This window comes from Sulfuriferula sp. (assembly GCF_054605375.1).
In genome coordinates this window covers 140,359-160,505 of record NZ_JBTSEG010000003.1, presented here as the reverse complement: position 1 = coordinate 160,505, position 20,147 = coordinate 140,359, and the positions used below count along the sequence as shown (strand labels likewise).

The window sequence follows — 20,147 nt, the reverse complement described above, 5'->3', positions numbered from 1 at the left end:
CTCCCGCTCAAATAATTGCTGAAAAGAACGTCCACGCTTGTGTGCATAGCTATAAGATCAAACATCCTCTTCTTCCTTCTCCTTGACCTCGTTCGGCCCCACTGTAACGAAATGGAAGAAACCGGCCAGCGCTACCAATCCCAGGCCCAACGACATCAGCGGTTTGGTAACACCTTTCCAGAGTGTCACCAAGGGACTGATGTGTGGATCCCTGGGTAAATTGCTGTATATCTCCGGTTTGTCAGCGTGTTGCAAAACATACATCACATGGGTGCCCCCTACACCTTTTGGATCATAAAGCCCGGCATTCTGGTATCCGCGTTGTTTGAGGTCGGTAATGCGTCCTTCCGCATGATGGATCATGTCATCCTTGCTGCCAAACACCAGCGCCCCGGTCGGACATGCCTTGATACATGCCGGCTCCATGCCAACCGCGACGCGATCGGAACACAGAGTGCATTTGTAGGCCTTGTTATCCTTCTGCGAAATACGCGGCACATCGAATGGACAGCCTGTAATGCAGTATCCGCAACCGATGCAATTCTCTTCGTGAAAATCCACGATGCCATTTGCATATTGAACGATTGCCCCCGGTGACGGACACGCCTTGAGGCAGCCTGGATCCGCGCAATGCATACAGCCATCCTTGCGGATCAACCATTCCAGTTTGCCTTCTTCGAGTTCCACCTCGGAGAAGCGCATCACGGTCCAGGATTCTGCTGATAAATTGGGCGGATTGTCATACACCCCCACACAACTGCCGATCTCGTCGCGTATATCGTTCCACTCCATGCATGCCGCCTGACATGCCTTGCAACCAATGCATTTCGACACATCAATAAGCTTGGCTACTTTAGTGGTCTGGGCGTTTTGCCGGACATCCGGTGAAGGCGTCGTGGTGGCTGAGCGGCGTTGAATATCTAATGCCATGTCTAGTCTCCTCAAGCTTTCTCGATGTCCACCAGGAACGATTTATACTCAGGCGTCTGAGTATTTGCATCGCCCACATAGGGGGTCAGTGTGTTCGCAAGATAGCCATTCTTGGCTACGCCTTTGAAGCCCCAGTGGATTGGGATACCGACGGTATGTACCGTCTTGCCATTTACGGTGAGCGGTTTGATACGCTTGGTGACAACAGCAACTGCCTTGATGTGGCCACGGTTGGAGCGCACTGTCACCATACTGCCATTTGCAATGCCTTTCTCCTTCGCCAGCGCTTCACCCAATTCGACGAATTGCTGAGGCTGAAGAACGGAATTGATCACTGCGTGCTTGGTCCAGAAATGGAAGTGCTCGGTGAGCCGGTAAGTGGTGCCCGCGTAAGGGAAATCCTTGGCGGTCCCGAACTGTTCCAGATCACCCTTGAATACCCTTGCTGCCGGATTGCTCACCACTTTTGGATGGAGCGGATTGGTGCCAATAGGCGTCTCGAAAGGCTCGTAGTGTTCAGGGAACGGCCCTTCAGCCATCTTGTCGAGGGCAAACAATCGTCCCACCCCCTCGGGCTGCATGATAAACGGTTCCATGCCTTGATCCGGCGCCGAATCCGGCTTGAAGTCAGGCACATCAAATCCGGTCCATTTACTGCCGTTCCATTCGATAATCGCGCGTTTCGGATCCCAGGGTTTGCCGGCAGGATCGCAGGAGGCACGATTATAAAGAATGCGACGATTGGCGGGCCAGGCGAAAGCCCAATTCAGGGTCTCACCTAAGCTGCTTGGATCGGCATTGTCCCGGCGCGCCATCATGTTGCCTTTTTCAGTCCAGGAACCGGTAAACAGCCAGCAACCGCTAGAAGTGCTGCCATCGTCTTTCAGCTGGGCAAAACTATCCAGCTGCTGGCCTGCCTTGAGAATGATCTTGGTTGTGTCTTTCGGATCCGTAATATCGGCCAGCGCCTTGCCGTTATACTCCCGCGCCAGTTCTTCGGAGCTGGGCACTTCCGGAATCGCATAGTCCCAGGTGAGATTGAGGATGGGATCCGGGAAAGCCCCGCCCTCCTTGCGATACATGTCTTGCAACGGACGGAAAATCCCCGCCATGATTTCCGCATCACCTTTGGCATCGCCAGGAGGTTCCGCACCCTTCCAATGCCATTGCAGCCACCGGCTACTATTGACCAAGGCACCGTCTTCTTCCGCAAAACAGGTGGAAGGCAGGCGGAATACCTCAGTCTGGATTTTGCTGGAATCCACATCGTTATATTCGCCGAAATTTTTCCAGAATTCCGAGGTTTCAGTTGCCAGCGGATCAATGATCACCAGATACTTGAGTTTGGCCAAGGCACCACCGATTTTCGCCTTGTTGGGGAAAGACGCCAGCGGGTTGAAACCCTGACAGAAATAGCCGTTAATCTTGCCCAGAAACATATCCTCGAACACTTGTAGCACGTCGTGCTGCTTGTCCAGTTTGGGCAGCCAGTCATAACAGAAATTATTCTCCTTGGTGGCAGCTGTCCCGTACCAGGCCTTCATCAGGCTGACAAAAAACTTGGGATAATTTTGCCAATAGGACATTTGCCCTGGTCGGGTCGGTTTCAGTGAACGCTTGCTCAAGTATTCTTCGTAGCTGGCTTCTTTTTCACCAGGTACGGTGAGATACCCAGGGAGTAGATCGGTAAGCAGGCCCAGGTCGGTCAGACCCTGGATGTTGGAGTGACCACGCAAGGCATTGACACCGCCTCCCGCCATACCCACATTACCCAACAACAACTGCACCATGGCTGCCGTGCGGATCATCTGTGACCCTACACTGTGCTGAGTCCAGCCCAGTGCATACATCATGGTCATGGTTTTGTCAGGTGCGCTGGTCTCGGCGATCATCGCGCATACCTTAAGGAATTGCTCCTTGGGTGTGCCGCAGATATTACTGACCACATCGGGTGTGTAGCGGGAATAGTGGTGTTTCATCAAATTGAAGACACAGCGTGGATTCTGCAGGGTTTCATCCACCGTGGCGTAGCCGTCCGGGCCCATCACATAAGACCAAGTGGACTTGTCGTAATTACGGTGCTCGGCATCGTAACCAGAGAACAGCCCTTCATCAAAGGTATAGCTCTCATTCACCAGGAACGCGGCATTGGTGTATTGCTTGACGTATTCATGCTGAATCTTGTCGTGGGCGAGCAGATAGTTGATCAAGCCGCCCAGGAAAGCGATATCGGTGCCAGTGCGGATCGGCGCATAGTAATCAGCCACCGCTGCTGATCGATTGAAACGTGGATCGACTACCACCAGCTTGGCCTTATTGTGGGCTTTCGCTTCCGTCACCCATTTGAAACCACAAGGGTGCGCCTCGGCGGCATTACCGCCCATGATCAATACCAGATTTGCGTTCTTGATATCGACCCAGTGATTGGTCATCGCGCCGCGACCGAACGTAGGGGCAAGACTTGCCACCGTAGGTCCGTGTCAAACACGCGCTTGATTATCGAATCCGAGTATGCCCAGGCTGCGAACAATTTTATGAGTCAGGTAACCGCTTTCGTTGGAAGATGCCGAAGCAGCCAGGAAGCCTGCTGACAACCACCGATTTACCGTAATTCCTTCCGCGTTCTTGGCAATAAAATTCTGGTCTCTGTCGTCCTTGACATGACGTGCGATGCGCTTGAAGGCATCATCCCAGGAAATACGCTGCCATTCCTTGGAACCTGCAGCGCGGTACTCCGGATATTTCAGACGATTAGGGCTATGAACAAAATCCAGCAAGCCAGCACCTTTGGGACACAAGGTGCCACGGTTCACCGGGTGATCCGGATCACCCTCGATATGGATAATTTCCAGTTTTGCGTTTTTGGCCTCGTCACCCAGGCTGTACATAAGCAAACCACAGCTTACCGAGCAGTATGGACAGGTGTTCCGGGTTTCCGTAGTACGCAACAGCTTGAATTCGCGCACCTCCGCCAGTGCAGCAGCCGGTGAAAATCCCATTACGGCCAGGCTGGATCCACCTACACCCGCCGCACAGATTTTGAAAAACTGTCTCCGATTGACTTGCATTGCAACCCTCCATAGATGAAATGATTATTCAGATATCTACAACTGTGATTACCGCACGCAATAAATATGCCGATAAAATATATCCAATACAAACAAAATCTTGTTATTTATTTCATAGCGCAGCATAGACAAAAATACCCACCTCGCAAACAAAATTCCCCAACTCGAGTAAAAGATTTTCCTCTATACCTACGCCCTGCTTGCGGCGCAGGCAGAGAAACGCCACACTAAAAAGAATAGACCATAAATTAAGTAATGTGGCAGGAGTTCTCAATGAGCACACCACCCTATACCGATCAGTCGAATCCATCAGGTATGCCAATCCCCTCACCCGAATTCGGGGCATGGCAGCAGTACGTGGTTTTGGTGATTGACGATAAAGGCAGCATGCGGAATTTCCTCGGCAGAGCGCTGGATAGTCGCTGTGGAATGGTAAAGACAGCTGCCAGTGCATGAAGAGGAGACGCATCTGTTTAGGAACACCACTCCGACCTCATTATTCTCGACATCACGCTACCGGGGAAATCCGGTATCGACGGCTGCACGAATTACGCCATACCGGTTTTATGGTGACGTAATTCTGATTACAGCCTTCGCCGGCATGGAAACGGTCATAGGTGCACTACGTGCGGGCGCCACCGATTTCATCCTGAAGCCATTTCGCATCGATCAATTACTTTCCGCCATTGGGCGCTGTTTCGAGCAGGCACAGCGAGTACGGGAAAACTTTGTTCTGCGCCGTGCCATGGCCGTGTTATCCGAAGTAGCGTAATTGGTGGGAGTGTCTTCCACAATTGTCGACATGCGCAGCATAATTAACCGCCTCGCACCACTACCCAGCGCGGTATTGGTTTAGTGGTGAATCGGGAACTGGAAAAGAAGTTAGCCAAGCACAGCCAGCCTTCGTCAGTCGGAATGTAGGTGATGTCACTCACGCCCGGTTTTATGCTGCCACAGCAAAGTGACAATCCAACAGGTTCGATGCCACCGGCAGGTTGTGCCTGGAATCGGCAGCGAAGCCCCAGTTTCTTGCGGGTGCGCTTGATGCGATTCACGCCGGCTCGAATACCCGTGGTCCACCAGATCGCTTTGCAGTTGCTCCGGGCCACAGATCTCGCGGGTACGCTGGTGTGCCGCGCGAATCTCGACTTACAGGCGGGCATTTTCTTGTGTCCGGCGTGAAAGTGGACGGTCCCGCCAAGCATGCTCGTTACATTTGGTTACAAACTGATACGCCTGTTGTGGATGCGTGGGCCTATTCTACGCACATGGACAGACGAAATTTTAGCTGGTCGTCTGCACAGCAACTCAACCAAGGAGATTGATCATGAACGTAAAACGCCCTGCGATTACCGCATTCATATTAGCGGCCGGCCTGCTTGTCGGCTTACCGGGATTGGCGCAAGCACACGATGACGACGGTGGGCGGCTCGGTATCAACCTTTCGTTTGGCGCCCCGGTTTATTACGGGCCACCCGCGTATGTGTACACGCCCCCGCCACGAGTTTACTATGCGCCACCACGCCCGGTTTATTATGGTAACTACTATGGTTATTCCTCCCGCCATGAGCATTGGCGGGGACGTGAGCGGGGACACTGGCGTCATCATGAGCGCGATGACGACGATTGACCCTGATTACATACGCTAGTCATAACGCAGCCCCATAGCCTCGCGCACGTCTCGCATTGTCTCGCGCGCGAGGTCTCGGGCCTTTTCGCATCCGTCAGCGATCAGATTACGCACTAGAGAGGGGCTTTCCTGATACATCCTGGCGCGTTCGCGCATCGGCTCCTGCTCTTTCAATACGCCTTCGATAACCGGCTGTTTGCATTCCAGGCAACCGATGCCCGCACTGGTGCAGCCGGCGCGTACCCAGGTTTGCACCTCTTCGCTGGAGTACACCAGATGCAGCTGCCACACCGGACACTTTTCCGGCGAACCAGGATCAGTGCGCCGTACGCGCGCCGGATCGGTGGGCATGGTACGAATTTTCTTGGTGACACTATCCGCATCTTCGCGCAGGGAAATGGTGTTGTTGTATGACTTGGACATTTTTTGTCCATCCAGGCCAGGCATTCTGGAGGCGGCTGTGAGCAGCGCCTGGGGTTCGGCCAGGATCATTTTCCCGCCACCTTCAAGATAGCCGAACAATCGTTCGCGATCGCCCAGCGACAGGTTCTGCTGTTCATTCAGCAGGGCTTGGGCGGATTCCAGCGCTTCGTCAACACCCTGCTCCTGATAGCGTGTGCGTAATTCCTCATACAGACGCGCTTTCTTGCTCCCCATTTTTTTGACCGCAGCAGCTGCCTTTTGCTCGAAGCCAGGCTCGCGTCCGTACAAATGATTGAAACGGCGCGCCATTTCGCGGGTAAATTCGATGTGCGGTACCTGATCTTCGCCCACCGGCACCTGATTGGCTCGATAGATCAAAATATCCGCACTCTGCAGCAAGGGATAACCCAGAAAACCATAGGTGGAAAGGTCTTTTTCACTCAGCTTTTCCTGCTGATCCTTGTAGGTAGGCACCCGTTCCAGCCATCCCAGCGGCGTAATCATCGACAACAACAGGTGCAATTCTGCATGCTCGGGCACCTGTGACTGGATAAACAATGTGGCCTGCGATGGATCGACCCCCGCAGCCAGCCAGTCGATCACCATTTCCCACACGTTGTCCTGTATCACCTCGGGTGTATCGTAATGGGTGGTCAATGCGTGCCAGTCCGCTACGAAAAACAGGCATTCATACTCGTGCTGGAGATTCACCCAGTTTTTCAATACACCATGATAATGGCCCAAGTGCAGACTGCCGGTAGGTCGCATGCCGGATAAAACGCGATTTGCGTACATGATTATGATTAGCTAGTAATGATTTGGATAAGAGGGATTATCTGAGAGTGGTCCAAGCCTGAAAAAACGCTAGTGATGGCAACGACCAGCATAATTAACGGGCTGAGTATCAACCATAACCAGCCAATAAACATTAATGCGAGCAGAATATAAAATCCATACGGCTCGATCTGTGCAAAGCGGTAAGCATAAGGCCCTGGCAATAAGCTCACGGCAATGCGGCCACCATCCAGCGGCGGCAATGGCAACAGATTCAGAGCCATCAATACGGCATTAATGAAAATGCCTGCCGCACCCATCAGTACCAGGGGTTGCGTATAGCTATCGCCCAGCGATATCCCCAGCTTGATGACCAAAGCCCATAATATTGCCATGAACAAATTGGCAGCCGGCCCTGCAATAGCCACCCACAACATGTCTCGTTTGGGATTGCGCAGTGCTCCAAAATTGACCGGAACCGGTTTGGCCCAACCGAACAGAATAAAACCGCCACCCAATACTTTACTTAATAACAGAATGGTAAGAGGTACCAGAATCGTGCCCACCGGATCAATATGCTTGAATGGATTCAGTGTGACACGCCCCAGCATCCAGGCAGTCGAGTCACCGAAAAACTTGGCAACATAACCATGTGCGGCTTCATGCAGCGTAATCGCGAAAATGACCGGGATGATCCATATGCTAATTTTTTGTATCAGGTTGAGTTCCATTAATTTAATCCAAAAGGTTGCAGGTCTCCGCGTCCGGCGCGCACTAATACGGGGGTATCGCTAGTCAAATCAATGACTGTGGTGGATTCAACATCGCAAGCACCCGCATCTACGATTAGATCAAGACGTTTTTCCAAACGTTCGCGAATTTCTTCGGCTTCATGCATGGGCAGTTCATCACCGGGGAGAATCAACGTCATGCTGATGATCGGTTCACCCAGTTCTTCAAGTAATGCCAGTGTAACCAAATGCTCCGGCACACGCAGGCCGATCGTATTGCGTTTGGGATGTTGCAGGCGACGCGGCACCTCGCGCGTCGCTTCGAGTATAAAGGTGTAACTGCCTGGCGTATTCGCCTTGAGCAGGCGAAACTGGCGATTATCAACTTGCGCATAGCGGGCAATCTCGGATAGATCGCGGCACATCAAAGTAAAATGATGTTTATCATCCACTTCACGAATGGCGCGAATACGATCCTGGGCAGCCTTGTCACCCAAATGGCAACCTAGCGCATAACTGGAGTCGGTAGGAAAAGCGATCACGCCGCCACTACGCAAAATTGCCACGGCTTGTTTGATAAGGCGCGGCTGGGGTGTATCCGGGTGCAACGTAAAATATTGCGACATTGCTTAACAGCCCGCCCAATCATGCCAGATTGGCGTACATAAATCGGGCAAAGGAGGCAGACGCCCAATGTCACGATAACCTTCACCCGGAGCATGAAAATCCGAGCCACGCGAAGATAACAAATCGAATTTTTGCGCAAGCTTGGCATATTGCGGGTATTGCTCAGGCGTATGACTACCGGTTACTACCTCTATACCTACGCCGCCCAGGTTTTTGAATTCTTCCAGCAGCTCATGCATTTTCCCGCCACCCATCTGATAACGGCCCGGATGTGCAATGACTGCCTGACCTCCGCTTGCCACAATCCAGCTGACTGCCTCTGCCAGACTTGCCCATTGGTGGCTAACGTAGCCAGGCTTGCCCTTGACCAGATATTTTTTGAAAACGGTACGCACATCCTTAACAATACCTTGCGCCACCAGATAGCGTGCAAAATGCATGCGGCCAATCAAATTTTGGTTACCCGCATGCTGATATGCACCTTGCAGGCTGTTCTTGATGCCTGCCTTATCAAGTTGTATGGCCATTTTTTCGGCACGCTCACCACGCCCGTGGCGGATACCTTCCAATCCTGTTTTCAGTGCGGGATGAGTCGGGTTGATCCTTAAACCAACGATATGCAGGGTATGGCTACCCCATGTCACGGAAATTTCCACGCCATTTACCAACTGGATACCATGCACTAGAGCAGCCGTGCGGGCGGCTTCCAGACCCGCGACATCATCATGATCTGTAAGTGACAATACCGTCACTCCCTGTGCGGCCGCGCGTGCGACCAGTTCAGCCGGAAGTAACATGCCATCAGAGACATTGGAATGGCAATGTAAATCAAAATTTTGGTCTGGCATGGCAGGTGACTTGTGAAGTACAGGCAAATCATAGCAAAATACGGTCTCCCCCACTATCCTGATACGTGCTTATCTATGCCTATCCCTGCGGAAATCCGCACCAGTTTTGTTGAAGCAAACAATCTTGTGCTGCAATCTTTTTCCGAATCCGGCATTCAGGCAGGCAGCCAGGTGACGCCCGACCAACTGGGCGAAGCCATTGAGCAGTTCCTGTATGTGTTCGATAAACTGGACAATGAACATGGTGAAGTCGGCCCTCTCCCCTACGATGACGTGAGCCAACTTGGTGATCATGCCATTGGATTCATCATGGACCTGGCCTACTGGGCGGAGCGCTTGCGCTTGCCAAAATCAAAAATGGATCTGGAAAAAACCGCACTGGCCGTGGCACACTGGGTTATCCGCCACGATGGCGAATTACGCACACTGGAACCGCTGGTTAATAGCCTGGCAGCCAGTGCCAATCTGACTCAGGACGTATCTACGCTGACAGCCATGTGCGAAGTCATCGGTGATGTCATCGAGCATGCCGCTCCTGCTATCAAAAGCGACCTGGAAAAAAATGATCCGGCCCGTCCCTGGCGCATCCTCAATTTCAATTACGCAATTGTTGCAACGCGCACCCAGAACAAGGCATTGATGGAAAAAGCCTTTGATACGCTAGGGAGGAATTTACCCGAGGATTGCCCGGAATTTTTCGAGCAAGGATTGCAGCAGGCACAAAAAGAAGTTTATGGTGCCGAAGTGCGCGAATTGATGCAGGATCACTTTAAACGCTGGGCTACCAGACACTAAAACCATGAAATTTCTGTTTGATTTTTTCCCGATATTACTTTTTTTTATCGCTTATAAGTTTGGAGGCATTTACGTTGCGACCGGCGTTGCCATTGCCGCCAGTTTTGTACAAATAGGTTGGGTGATGGTACGCGGTAAAAAAGTCGAGCCCATGATGTGGATCAGCCTGGTGATTATTGTCGTGTTCGGTGGCGCAACATTATTGCTGCACAATGAAACCTTCATCAAATGGAAACCAACCGTGCTCTACTGGCTATTTGCAGCGGTTTTATTAGGCGGCTCCTGGCTCTTCAATAAAAACATCATGCGATCGATGATGGCCAAGCAAATCAGCCTGCCTGATCCGGTATGGAACAAACTCAACCTGAGCTGGGCAGGCTTTTTCGTCGTCATGGGCGCAACCAATTTGTATGTGGCGTACAGTTTCTCTACAGATATATGGGTTGATTTCAAACTGTTTGGCAGTACTGCCATGATGCTGGTGTTTGTCATTGCACAAAGCCTCATCCTGGCTAAACACATGAAAAACGAGGAATAGATAGCGTGTGGTATGCAATTATGAGCACCGATGTCAGCGACAGCCTGCCACATCGCATGGCTGCTCGGCCTGCGCACCTGGAACGCTTGACAACACTCCAGAATGAAGGGCGCTTGCTCCTGGCCGGTCCCTTTCCTGCCATAGACAGCCCGGATCCTGGCCCTGAAGGCTTTTCCGGCAGTTTGATTGTGGCTGAGTTTGATTCACTCGAAATCGCCAAAATTTGGGCTGATAATGATCCCTATGTAACTGCAGGCGTTTACGCCCAAGTTATCGTGAAACCATTCAAGAAAGTGCTGCCTGCATGAACACAATTGAACTTATGCGCGACCGGCTGGCCTTAATGCCTGTAGAACATCTTGATATTGAGGATGAAAGTGCGCAACATGCCGGACATGCGGGTGCCAGAAGCGGGGGCGGCCATTACAGGATGCATATTATATCCACAGCGTTCCAGGGAAAAACTACCCTAGCTCGACATCGAATGGTATACGATGCGCTGGGTGAGTTAATGCAACATCAAATACATGCCCTGAGTATTACAGCGCATACACCAGAAGAATTATAGTTACCCTGATTAATTTAAATAAAGGATCACCAGATGCTATTGAAAAAAATTGCTGCCGCCACTGTTTTTGTTTGGGGACTTGCTGCTCTGACTGGCTGTAATGCAGCCGAAACTGCTGGCAAACCGGAAGCAAAACCTGCTGCCACCTCATCCTCCAAACCAGTCGCTATTGTAAATGGCGTAGCCATTCCTCAGAGCCAATACAATCTGCTCAAGCAGGATCGCATTCAACAAGGCCAACCTGACAATGCACAGACTGAGGCCGCATTACGCGACAGTTTGATCAACGCACAGATACTTGCCCAGCAGGCTACCAAAATGGGACTGGATAAGGATCCGACCATGCAAACCCGCCTGGATCTCGTTAAAACAGAAATGTTGGCCAAAGCTTATCTGGCAAATTACGTAAAAAACCACCCCATCAGCGAAGCAGAACTTAAAGCACAATACGACAAAGTTAAAGCCCAGATGGGTACCAAGGAATATGAAGTCAGTCACATCCTGGTGGGCAGCGAAGCCGAAGCCAAGAAAATCATCGCTGAACTCAACAGCAAAAAAGCCAAATTCGAGGATTTGGCCAAGAAAGAATCAAAGGATTCTTCCGCAGCCAAAGGCGGTTTGATTGGCTGGACGGCTCCGAGTAATCTGGTAAAAGAATTTTCCGATGCGATGGTACAGCTGAAAAAGGGCGAATACACTAAAACGCCTGTTCATACACAGTTTGGTTGGCACGTCATTCGCGTTGACAATATACGCGACCTGAAAATTCCGCCATTCAATGAAGTGAAAGATCAATTGCGTGGTCAAATGGAACAGGAAATGGTTAAAAAAGAAATTACCGATATGCGTGCTAGTGCCAAAGTAGAATAGTTTCCTCTTTAGGCCGAAAAAGCGCGGCGAATGCCGCGCTTTTTTCTTCAATAGACACGCAAAAAATACAAATGCAAAAACCGTGTAAACAACTATGCTGAATACACGTGGATTTGATGTAGCATACAAAGAAATGTGAGGCCAATGATGAGTGACAAAGACCGCCTGAATCTTCAGGATCAGTTCCTGAATGCCTTACGTAAGGAACATATGCCTGTGTCTGTGTTTCTGGTAAATGGTATCAAGTTAGTTGGTAAAATCGAGTCATTCGACCAGTATATGGTCATGCTCAAAGGCCACGACAATGTCAGCCAAGCTATTTTCAAACATGCTATTTCGACCGTCTCGCCTTCCAGACAGATTTCCATGGAAGATAGTACAGCTAAGCCAGAATAAATCTGGTTCGTGTACTGAATTCAGTTATATGTGGTGGTATTTCCAATTTGGAAAAGCCACCTCACATCTCCGGATAGATCATCCTACTCCGGCATTTCGCATCATTAGGCAGGTTGTATCTTGTCAAATGAGAGCGTGCATCTTCTCCATATAGAGCCGGCGATTTACCTTGCTAAAAATTATTGGATTGTTCGTAACAAAGTCCAAGAACTTATCCGTAAATAATATTCACATCCAGCTTGATTCCCCTGAATGTCAGGATAGCTGCGGCCAGATGATTTAACGCGAGGAAGCTGCGCTCCAGTTTCTCGTATCGCACCAACAGCTTGCGAAAACGATTGAACCAACTGTGCGCCACTTCAGCAACCCGGCGTCTGGCTTTTTTCCTGGGGTCGCGCTCAAGTTCGCCGGCCTCTTGCCCGCGCCCTTTGACATGCGGGATGTAGCCATGTTTCTCTATCACTTCCAGTGCCGGTGCGCCGGTGTAGCCTGCATCGGCACATAAATGCTTGCTTTGCCTTTGCGACGGCGCGGAGCGCTTGACCATGACGGCATCCAGCACCGCCTCCCGTTGCGAGACATCATGCCGGTTCGCCCCGGTCACGACGAGCGATAACGGGGCGCCACGACCGTCCGCCAGCAAATGCCGCTGCTGCCATTTTTCCCCCCGGCCGGTTGGGTTGGGCCCCGCGCTCGACCGCGCCAGGGGGGCTTTCATCATCGCCCCGTCAATGCTTTGCCAGCGCCAGGCAATGCCTTCAAGGTCATCGTATTCGGCGAACCCCGCCTTCCACAAGGTTTCAAACAAGCCCGCTTCCCACTCCAGGAACCGGGCAGGATCGCACTGGCACTGCCATAACGCTCAGCGGGCAATGCTTTCCACCGGCAGCCCGTTCTCAGTACGTACACGATGCCTTCAAAAACAAGCCGGGGCGCTTTGGGCTTGCGCCCGCCGCCCGTCTTGCGGGTGCAGGTCTGCCCAGGTGGCCGCTGACGTACCCGGAATCAGCGGCTCTACACGCTTCCAGAGCTCATCCGTGACTTCCCATGCCTTCGCTGTTGCCAGCTTCACTCCACACGCAACCATCGCGCCTGGAGAATGATTATATTTTATTTGCGGATAAGTTCTAAGTCGCTGCTCGTAAAGTTGTCAGCGGCGCTTCACGGCTGATTCCCCACAGCCCGGCCACCCCGGCCAGCGCCACACCCGCACTACCCGACCCCATTGCCACCAGCCAGAGCATCAGATTGAAATGATATGGCAGGTGGAATACCTCGCTGCTCAAGATCCAGCCAATCGCACTGGCACCAGCGGCGGAAAGCAGGCCCGCCAGTAAACCTATGGCGGCAAATTCCGTCACCTGTGCAACCCATAATTGTCCGCGCCGTGCCCCAAGTACGCGCCACAGTGCTGTTTCCAGTGCCCGCTCGTCGCGGGTAGCTGCAAGCGCGGCGTAAAGCACCACCAGACCCGAGGCGAGCGTAAAAATGAATACGAACTGTACCGCAGCCGTGACCCGTTCCAGCATATCCTGCACGGTTTTCATGATGGCCGATACATCGATCACGGTCAGATTGGGATAGGTCTTGACCATGTCGTTCAACATACCGGTTTGTTGTGGCGGAAGATAAAAACTGGTGATGTAGCTGGCGGGGATATTATTCAGAAGGCTGCTGTTGGCGAGCACAAAAAAATTCACCCGGAAGCTGTCCCAGTCGACTTTGCGCAGGCTGGTAATACGCGCAGAGACAGACGTGCCGCCCACTTCGAAACTCAAACTGTCCCCCAGCTTGATGTGCAGTTTTTCCGCTATTCCCTGCTCTACTGAAAATTGCGAGGTGGAATTGGCGCTGTGCCAGCCGTGACCAGCTATCAGCTGGGTGCCTTGAGCCAACCGATCAGCATAAGACAAGTTGAATTCACGTTCCAGCAGGCGCCGGGCTTGCTGATCAGGATAAGCCGCTGCTTTTACTGCCTGTCCATTAATCGCTGTCAGTCGCCCGCGTATCATCGGATAAAGCGTCGTACCTGGCAGTCCGTGACGACGAAAAAAAGCCTGTAGTGGCGCAACCTGATCCGGCTGGATGTTGATCACAAAGCGGTTGGGCGCATCCACGGGCAAGGTGGCACGCCAGTTGTTGAGCAAATCACCCCGCACGACAGTAAGCAGCAATAACGCCAGCATCCCCAATGTAAACGCGGAAACCTGGATCACACTGCCCCCGGCACGTCGGCGCAGGTTGAGCAGACCCTGGCGCCAACTCCCCCGGCTACGTGCACCCAGCCAACCAGCACCGAGTACCAGCAACCATGCAAGCAAGACAGTGACCAACAGGGTTACTCCCAAGCCTGCCAGCACCATCAATGTAAGTCGCGTATCGTGTACCTGCCAGAATAGCAAAGCGGTTAGTGCCGCCAATCCGGCGAGATAACCGGCAACGCCAAGCGCGTTGAGTGGTATGCCATCACGACGCAGAATACGCAGCGCAGGCGTTCGGCGCAGCGCGAACAGGGTCGGCAGGCTGAATCCCGCAAGCAATACCCAGCCCGCCAACGCCGCCTGTAAATAGGGGGTACCGTCTGCGGGCGGCAATACCAGATTGGCCAGGTTGCCCAATAATGCGGCCAGTACCATTTGCCCTGCATAGCCCAGCGCTATTCCAGCCAGCGCTGCCAGCACGCCGAGCACGGCAATTTGCAAAGCGTAGAGCGTGACAATGCTGCGCTGGCTGGCGCCGAAGCAGCGCAATAATGCGCAGGCATCCAGATGACGGCGCAAAAAATGCCGCGCAGACAACAAAATCGCGACGGCAGCCAGCATCGCCGCCAATAGCACAGCCAACCCAAGATAGCGCTCGGCCTTGTCCAGCACATTACGGATTTCCGGACGTGCGTCGCGCACACCCAGGATACGTTGGCCACGCTCCAAATGTGATTCCAGCCAGTTTCGATAAGCTTCCAGCGCATTGTTTTTACCCGCGATCAGCAGACGATAGCTGACTCGGCTCCCTGGCTGAATCAATCCTGTAGCCGGCAAGTCACTTTGATTCATCAGCAAACGCGGCGCGAGATTGAAAAAATCACCCCCTCGGTCCGGTTCATTGGTAAGAATCGCCGCGACTCTCAGATGACTGTAACCAATCTGGAGGGAGGCACCCGGTTTCACCTGCAATTCATTCGCCAGACGTGCCTCAAGCCATACACTGCCCGCGCTGGGAATGCCATTGGCAGGATGGTCCGCACCGAATACAGCATTCGCAATGCGTAACGTGCCACGCAGTGGATAATCCTTGCTTACCGCCTTGATTTCGGCCAGCCGACTATCCTGAGAGGTACTTACCATGCTTGGAAACAGCGCCGTCTGCGCCGTTTCAAGTCCACGCCGTCGCACCTCCGCAACCAACGCCGTGGCGGGTGCATGATCGGAGACCAGCACCAGATCCGCGCCCAGCAGACGATTGCTTTCCTGGCTCAACGCCAGATGCATACGCACCGTGAAGGCATTGACCGAAGCCAGCCCAGCCACTGCAATCATGACTGCCATCACCAGCACACGTAACTCCCCCGCCCGCCACTCGCGCGCCAACATGCGCAAGGCCAGGCGTACGATATTCATGTGTCTGCTTCCAGATGGCCTGCGCGCAGTTGCAAACGGCGGTTGCAGCGCCCGGCGAGTTGCGCGTCGTGCGTCACCAGGACCAGCGTGGTGCCCTGCTCGCGATTGAGTTCAAACAGCAATTCGATCACCCGTGCTCCGGTTTCGGCATCGAGATTGCCTGTGGGTTCATCCGCCAAAAGCAGTGCCGGCTTGACCGCAAATGCACGGGCAATCGCCACCCGTTGCTGTTCGCCACCGGAGAGTTGCTGAGCACGGTGACGCTGGCGCTCAGTCAATCCGACCCGTTCCAGCCAGTGCCGGGCGCGTGCACGAGCATCGGCTGCACCATTCAATTCCAGCGGCAGCATCACATTTTCCAGCGCGGTTAACATGGGCAATAACTGAAAGGACTGAAACACAAAACCAATCAATGCACCCCGCAGTCGTGCCCGGCCATCTTCATCCAGTTGCCCAAGCGCCTGCCCATCCAGCCAGACTTCACCCTGACTGGGCGAATCCAGTCCAGCCAACAATCCCAGCAGAGTGGATTTTCCCGAGCCGGAGGCACCTACAATGGCAACTGATTCTCCATGCCGAATGTCGAAACTGGCAGGATGCAGGATGGTCAGTGGCACACCATTTAACGCGACTTGCCTGGCAACGCCGACTGCACGCAAAATGAAGTTATTAACAGGAGTGGTCATGAATTTTGGAAAGTTTTTACTGTTGTGGTGTCTTGTCGTATCCGGCGCGGTGCAGGCGGCGCCAGTCATTCTGGTGTTTGGCGACAGTTTGTCGGCTGGCTACGGCCTCCAGACCGGTCAAGCCTGGCCCGATCTGTTGCAACAGCGCCTCGATAGCCAAAAGCAGGACTGGCACGTAGTTAACGCCAGCATCAGTGGTGAAACCAGCGCGGGAGGCCTGTCGCGCTTGCCCGTTACACTGGCGCGACACAAACCGGCTATCGTCATACTTGAACTGGGTGCCAATGATGGCCTGCGCGGCCTCTCGCCGGATGTCATGCAAAACAATCTGCAAGCCATGATCCAGCTTATCCAGCGCGCCGGAGCGCGTGTGCTGCTGGTAGGCATACATCTGCCACCCAATTACGGCATGGTGTATACACAAAAGTTCCAGCACGTGTATGAAACGCTGGCGCAGCAACAGCATATTGTATTACTGCCCACACTGTTGAAAGACATTGAAACACGGCGCGAGCTATTTCAGACAGATGGCTTGCATCCGATCGCATCAGCACAAAGCAAGGTATTGAATAACATATGGAAACCTTTGCAACGCCTATTGACAAAAAAACATGAATCATAAAATACGCGCTTTAAAAAATTCGGCTTGATCGGTCAATATAGTGCTATGCTCCAAAAACGATGAAATCTCGACATCCTATAGCGGGGCACCAGATGCAAAAAAACGCCAAAAAGCTACAAAATTATGAGGTGGAGTTTATCCCTATGGAGCGGCGTATGTGTGAACGACGCAGCCCGATGGCACAACTGCAGCGCGAGCCCTATCTGGGTGTGGATCGTCGCGCATCAGCCGGGCGGCGTACCGATGATAGCGCCTACGCCTTGCGCCTGATTTAACGTTGCGCGTTCAGCGCACGGTCACTTTGGCTACTCCAGCTTGCATCGTACCTATCACGCAAGCCTGATGGAAACCCTCACCCTGAAACACCTGTAGCACCTCATCCACCGCCTCTGGCGCGCACGCCACCAACAGGCCCCCACTGGTTTGCGGGTCGCTCAGCAGCTTATGTTGCCAGTCCGGCATGTTTTCAGGGATGACGACATCATGACCATAACTATTCCAGTTTCGCTCGGCCGCACCGGTAGCGTAGCCCTGCTGCGCCAATTCCCGCGCTACGCTCCAGAATGGCAATTGATCGTATTGCACGGTGGCACCCACTTTGGAACCGCGACAGATTTCCAGCAGATGACCTAACAGGGCAAAGCCGGTTACATCCGTCATCGCGTGGACGCCGGGCATTTCTGCAAGACGGCAGCCGGGCGTATTCAGCTGGGTGGTGCTCGCCAGCATCTGGCGATAACCTTCCGCAGACAATTCACCTTTTTTCAGTGCTGCGCTCATCACACCAACGCCGAGTGGCTTTCCGAGTATCAGCACATCACCGGCACAAGCCAGATCGTTACGTTTTACCCGGTCGGGATGCACCATACCCAATGCAACCAGCCCGTAGATAGGCTCGGGCGCATCTATTGAATGCCCGCCGGCGATAGGGATGCCTGCTGCCGCACAAACGAATTCCCCGCCAGCGAGGATTTGCTGGATAGTCTCTACTGGTAACTTGCCGATAGGCATTCCGACTATAGCCAATGCAAAAATCGGCTTGCCACCCATGGCGTACACATCGGAAATCGCATTGGTGGCAGCAATTCGACCAAAATCAAACGCATCATCCACGATAGGCATGAAAAAATCAGTAGTGGCAACGATTGCCTGGCTGTCATTCAGCTTGTAAACGGCGGCATCATCGCTGGATTCCCTACCTACCAGCAATTCGGGCGGCACGATACGCGCAGCACCCGAATTCATCAGTATCTGGGACAAGACAGCTGGCGCGATCTTGCACCCGCAACCACCACCGTGGGAATATTCGGTCAGGCGGATAGGCACCGGTGCCAGTAAGTCATTCATTGTTGCTGCCCTCTCGTATAAACTGCGCGATTCGCTAGACCGCAAATAATCATGAAACCTGTACCGCTCGCAAACGTAGCACAGCTTGCCGAATTTGACGAGATTATTGACGTCCGTTCGCCGGGTGAATTTGCCCAGGACCATATCCCCGGCGCTTTAAATTTCCCGGTATTGGATGATGCCGAGCGCGAACGGGTAGGCACAATGTACAAGCAGATCTCCGCCTTTGAAGCCAAAAAACTCGGTGCTGCACTGGTGTCATACAACATCGCCCGCCATCTCAAGGAGCACTTCGCCGACAAGCCCCGCACCTGGAAACCCCTGATCTATTGCTGGCGGGGTGGCAACCGTAGTGGTTCAATGGCGCATGTATTGAAACAGATCGGCTTTGACACCGCGCAGATGAATGGAGGTTACAAAGCCTACCGGCGCAGCGTCATGGACGAACTGGAAAGCTTGCCGGGCCGTTTCAATTTTCGGGTAGTGTGCGGCCCTACCGGTTCCGGAAAAAGCCGTTTGCTGCAAGCATTACTGAAATCTGGCGCGCAAGTACTTGATCTTGAGGAACTTGCTGCACATCGAGGCTCAGTATTAGGCAACCTGCCGGATGCGCCACAACCACCGCAAAAAATGTTCGATAGCCAATTATGGTGGGCACTCAAACAGTTCGAGCCCAGCCTGCCGGTATATGTCGAAGCGGAAAGCAAAAAAATCGGCTTGTTGCGCGTACCCGATGCAGTATTGACACGCATGCGTGAGGGGAGCTGCGTGCGGATCGAAGTAGCAACGCCGTTACGGGTGACTTTGCTCAAGGAAGAATACGCCCATTTTTTGACCAATCCTGCCGCCCTCGCAGAAAAGCTCGATTGCCTGGTCGGCCTGTATGGTCATGAGCTCATTGCAAGCTGGAACGCACTGGCCACCCAAGGTTTATGGGACGAACTGGTATTGGCCCTGCTGGAGAAACATTATGATCCGGCCTACGGCAAATCCACGCTAAAAAACTACCCGAATTATGCCGACACCACGCCAGTCGTGGTTGAAAATATCAACCCTGTCGGTTTCAGTAACGCGGCGCGCCATATCCTAGAACAAGCTTGACGGGTCAAATTGAGGTGCTAGTTTTAAATTGCTATACCCTCATCAACCCCTGGCCCCAAAACTGCCAATCGCGCTGTGCGCCCATTCGGCGTTTGCGGGTTCAAATGCTGACGAAAAGAGGAACCATGACCACTACCTGGATCGTTGTAGCAAACGCAAGCCTAGCCCGCCTCTATTTCAATAACGGCCCTAAAAAAGGGCTCCAGCTTTTCAAAGAACTCAACCACCCGGAAAGCCGGGAAAAAGCTTCCGATCTGGTTTCCGACCGGCCAGGCCACAGCCCCGGCTCGGGAAATGGGCAAGGCGCCTTCGTACCGGCTACCGACCCGAAACAGCATGAAGCCGAGCGTTTTGCCCAGGAATTGTCCAAAGAACTGGAACACGGTCGTGCAGCCAACCACTATGAACGACTTATCATGGTGGCGTCCTCGCCATTCATCGGCGTGCTCAATCAGCGCCTGAGCGGCCATGTACGCAGTCTGGTAAGCGAAACCATCGAAAAGGATTACACCCGTGCCACGCCCAGAGAACTTACCGGACATCTGGAGCACTGTATCTATCTTTGACGGCGACTCT

General features: G+C 53.0%; 20 protein-coding genes and 2 pseudogenes. 11 read left to right on the top strand and 11 right to left on the bottom strand.

What is annotated here, in order from left to right:
- Positions 1 to 57 precede the first annotated feature (57 nt).
- Both fdxH and fdnG read right to left on the bottom strand, forming a co-directional pair.
- The gene (gene fdxH / locus ACYCZJ_RS03500) at positions 58 to 930 is read right to left on the bottom strand and encodes a formate dehydrogenase subunit beta (protein ID WP_461552832.1); all 873 of its coding nucleotides are present in this window, start codon (positions 928 to 930) and stop codon (positions 58 to 60) included.
- 11 nt (positions 931 to 941) lie between these two features.
- Positions 942 to 3,998, bottom strand: coding sequence for a formate dehydrogenase-N subunit alpha (fdnG, locus tag ACYCZJ_RS03495; RefSeq protein ID WP_461552831.1), 3,057 nt, complete (start codon positions 3,996 to 3,998; stop codon positions 942 to 944).
- Positions 3,999 to 4,599: 601 nt separating this feature from the next.
- Here fdnG and ACYCZJ_RS03490 point away from each other — a divergent pair.
- The gene (locus ACYCZJ_RS03490) at positions 4,600 to 4,770 is read left to right on the top strand and encodes a hypothetical protein (protein ID WP_461552830.1); all 171 of its coding nucleotides are present in this window, start codon (positions 4,600 to 4,602) and stop codon (positions 4,768 to 4,770) included.
- A 112-nt stretch (positions 4,771 to 4,882) separates the two neighbouring features.
- On the opposite strand, the pseudogene ACYCZJ_RS03485 reads toward ACYCZJ_RS03490, so the two are convergent.
- Positions 4,883 to 5,222: pseudogene (locus tag ACYCZJ_RS03485) on the bottom strand (IS3 family transposase); the annotation flags it as partial.
- A 103-nt stretch (positions 5,223 to 5,325) separates the two neighbouring features.
- Here ACYCZJ_RS03485 and ACYCZJ_RS03480 point away from each other — a divergent pair.
- The gene (locus ACYCZJ_RS03480; RefSeq protein WP_461552829.1) at positions 5,326 to 5,628 is read left to right on the top strand and encodes a hypothetical protein; all 303 of its coding nucleotides are present in this window, start codon (positions 5,326 to 5,328) and stop codon (positions 5,626 to 5,628) included.
- Positions 5,629 to 5,643: 15 nt separating this feature from the next.
- Here ACYCZJ_RS03480 and ACYCZJ_RS03475 read toward each other — a convergent pair whose 3' ends face one another.
- Genes ACYCZJ_RS03475 through ACYCZJ_RS03460 form a run of 4 tightly spaced genes read right to left on the bottom strand, consistent with a single transcriptional unit; the run spans position 5,644 to position 9,031 of the window.
- Positions 5,644 to 6,846 (bottom strand): tryptophan--tRNA ligase, encoded by a 1,203-nt coding sequence (locus ACYCZJ_RS03475; protein WP_461552828.1) that lies wholly within the window; start codon positions 6,844 to 6,846, stop codon positions 5,644 to 5,646.
- A gap of 8 nt (positions 6,847 to 6,854) precedes the next feature.
- Complete coding sequence (locus ACYCZJ_RS03470) at positions 6,855 to 7,556, bottom strand: site-2 protease family protein (RefSeq protein ID WP_461552827.1); 702 nt, start codon at positions 7,554 to 7,556, stop codon at positions 6,855 to 6,857.
- On the bottom strand, positions 7,556 to 8,182 hold the full coding sequence (locus ACYCZJ_RS03465; protein WP_461552826.1) for an L-threonylcarbamoyladenylate synthase: 627 nt from the start codon (positions 8,180 to 8,182) through the stop codon (positions 7,556 to 7,558). Before ACYCZJ_RS03465 ends, ACYCZJ_RS03470 begins: the two co-directional genes overlap by 1 nt.
- A gap of 3 nt (positions 8,183 to 8,185) precedes the next feature.
- The gene (locus tag ACYCZJ_RS03460) at positions 8,186 to 9,031 is read right to left on the bottom strand and encodes a 3',5'-nucleoside bisphosphate phosphatase (protein WP_461552825.1); all 846 of its coding nucleotides are present in this window, start codon (positions 9,029 to 9,031) and stop codon (positions 8,186 to 8,188) included.
- A 75-nt stretch (positions 9,032 to 9,106) separates the two neighbouring features.
- Between ACYCZJ_RS03460 and ACYCZJ_RS03455 the strand changes: the two genes are divergently transcribed.
- From ACYCZJ_RS03455 to hfq, 6 genes are all read left to right on the top strand, one after another.
- On the top strand, positions 9,107 to 9,826 hold the full coding sequence (locus ACYCZJ_RS03455; RefSeq protein ID WP_461552824.1) for a hypothetical protein: 720 nt from the start codon (positions 9,107 to 9,109) through the stop codon (positions 9,824 to 9,826).
- A gap of 4 nt (positions 9,827 to 9,830) precedes the next feature.
- Positions 9,831 to 10,364 carry a septation protein A gene (locus tag ACYCZJ_RS03450; RefSeq protein WP_461552823.1) on the top strand — a complete coding sequence of 178 codons (534 nt, stop codon included), beginning with the start codon at positions 9,831 to 9,833 and terminating at the stop codon, positions 10,362 to 10,364.
- 5 nt (positions 10,365 to 10,369) lie between these two features.
- Complete coding sequence (locus ACYCZJ_RS03445; protein WP_461552822.1) at positions 10,370 to 10,672, top strand: YciI family protein; 303 nt, start codon at positions 10,370 to 10,372, stop codon at positions 10,670 to 10,672.
- The gene (locus ACYCZJ_RS03440; RefSeq protein ID WP_461552821.1) at positions 10,669 to 10,932 is read left to right on the top strand and encodes a BolA family protein; all 264 of its coding nucleotides are present in this window, start codon (positions 10,669 to 10,671) and stop codon (positions 10,930 to 10,932) included. The genes ACYCZJ_RS03445 and ACYCZJ_RS03440 overlap by 4 nt, the downstream gene beginning before the upstream one ends.
- A gap of 33 nt (positions 10,933 to 10,965) precedes the next feature.
- Positions 10,966 to 11,802 carry a peptidylprolyl isomerase gene (locus tag ACYCZJ_RS03435; RefSeq protein ID WP_461552820.1) on the top strand — a complete coding sequence of 279 codons (837 nt, stop codon included), beginning with the start codon at positions 10,966 to 10,968 and terminating at the stop codon, positions 11,800 to 11,802.
- Between the two features lie 147 nt (positions 11,803 to 11,949).
- Positions 11,950 to 12,198, top strand: a complete 249-nt coding sequence (gene hfq / locus ACYCZJ_RS03430; protein ID WP_461552891.1) for an RNA chaperone Hfq — start codon at positions 11,950 to 11,952, stop codon at positions 12,196 to 12,198.
- A gap of 211 nt (positions 12,199 to 12,409) precedes the next feature.
- Here hfq and ACYCZJ_RS03425 read toward each other — a convergent pair.
- The 3 genes and pseudogenes from ACYCZJ_RS03425 to ACYCZJ_RS03415 all read right to left on the bottom strand — a co-directional run bounded on the left by ACYCZJ_RS03425 (position 12,410) and on the right by ACYCZJ_RS03415 (position 16,501).
- A pseudogene (locus tag ACYCZJ_RS03425) lies at positions 12,410 to 13,285 on the bottom strand (IS5 family transposase).
- A gap of 40 nt (positions 13,286 to 13,325) precedes the next feature.
- Positions 13,326 to 15,815 (bottom strand): ABC transporter permease, encoded by a 2,490-nt coding sequence (locus ACYCZJ_RS03420; RefSeq protein WP_461552819.1) that lies wholly within the window; start codon positions 15,813 to 15,815, stop codon positions 13,326 to 13,328.
- Entirely contained in the window at positions 15,812 to 16,501 is a 690-nt protein-coding gene (locus tag ACYCZJ_RS03415) for an ABC transporter ATP-binding protein (RefSeq protein ID WP_461552818.1), read from the bottom strand. The genes ACYCZJ_RS03420 and ACYCZJ_RS03415 overlap by 4 nt, the downstream gene beginning before the upstream one ends.
- On the opposite strand from ACYCZJ_RS03415, the gene ACYCZJ_RS03410 reads away from it, so the two are divergent.
- A complete protein-coding gene (locus tag ACYCZJ_RS03410; RefSeq protein ID WP_461552817.1) occupies positions 16,500 to 17,123 on the top strand; it encodes an arylesterase in 624 nt (207 codons plus the stop codon). The two genes, ACYCZJ_RS03415 and ACYCZJ_RS03410, sit on opposite strands and share 2 nt — an antisense overlap.
- 285 nt (positions 17,124 to 17,408) lie before the next feature.
- Here ACYCZJ_RS03410 and selD read toward each other — a convergent pair whose 3' ends face one another.
- Positions 17,409 to 18,470, bottom strand: coding sequence for a selenide, water dikinase SelD (gene selD, locus ACYCZJ_RS03405; protein WP_461552816.1), 1,062 nt, complete (start codon positions 18,468 to 18,470; stop codon positions 17,409 to 17,411).
- Between the two features lie 51 nt (positions 18,471 to 18,521).
- Between selD and mnmH the strand changes: the two genes are divergently transcribed.
- Both mnmH and ACYCZJ_RS03395 read left to right on the top strand, forming a co-directional pair.
- Complete coding sequence (gene mnmH, locus ACYCZJ_RS03400) at positions 18,522 to 19,571, top strand: tRNA 2-selenouridine(34) synthase MnmH (RefSeq protein ID WP_461552815.1); 1,050 nt, start codon at positions 18,522 to 18,524, stop codon at positions 19,569 to 19,571.
- 125 nt (positions 19,572 to 19,696) lie between these two features.
- Positions 19,697 to 20,137 (top strand): host attachment protein, encoded by a 441-nt coding sequence (locus ACYCZJ_RS03395; protein WP_461552814.1) that lies wholly within the window; start codon positions 19,697 to 19,699, stop codon positions 20,135 to 20,137.
- The last annotated feature ends 10 nt before the right edge of the window (positions 20,138 to 20,147 follow it).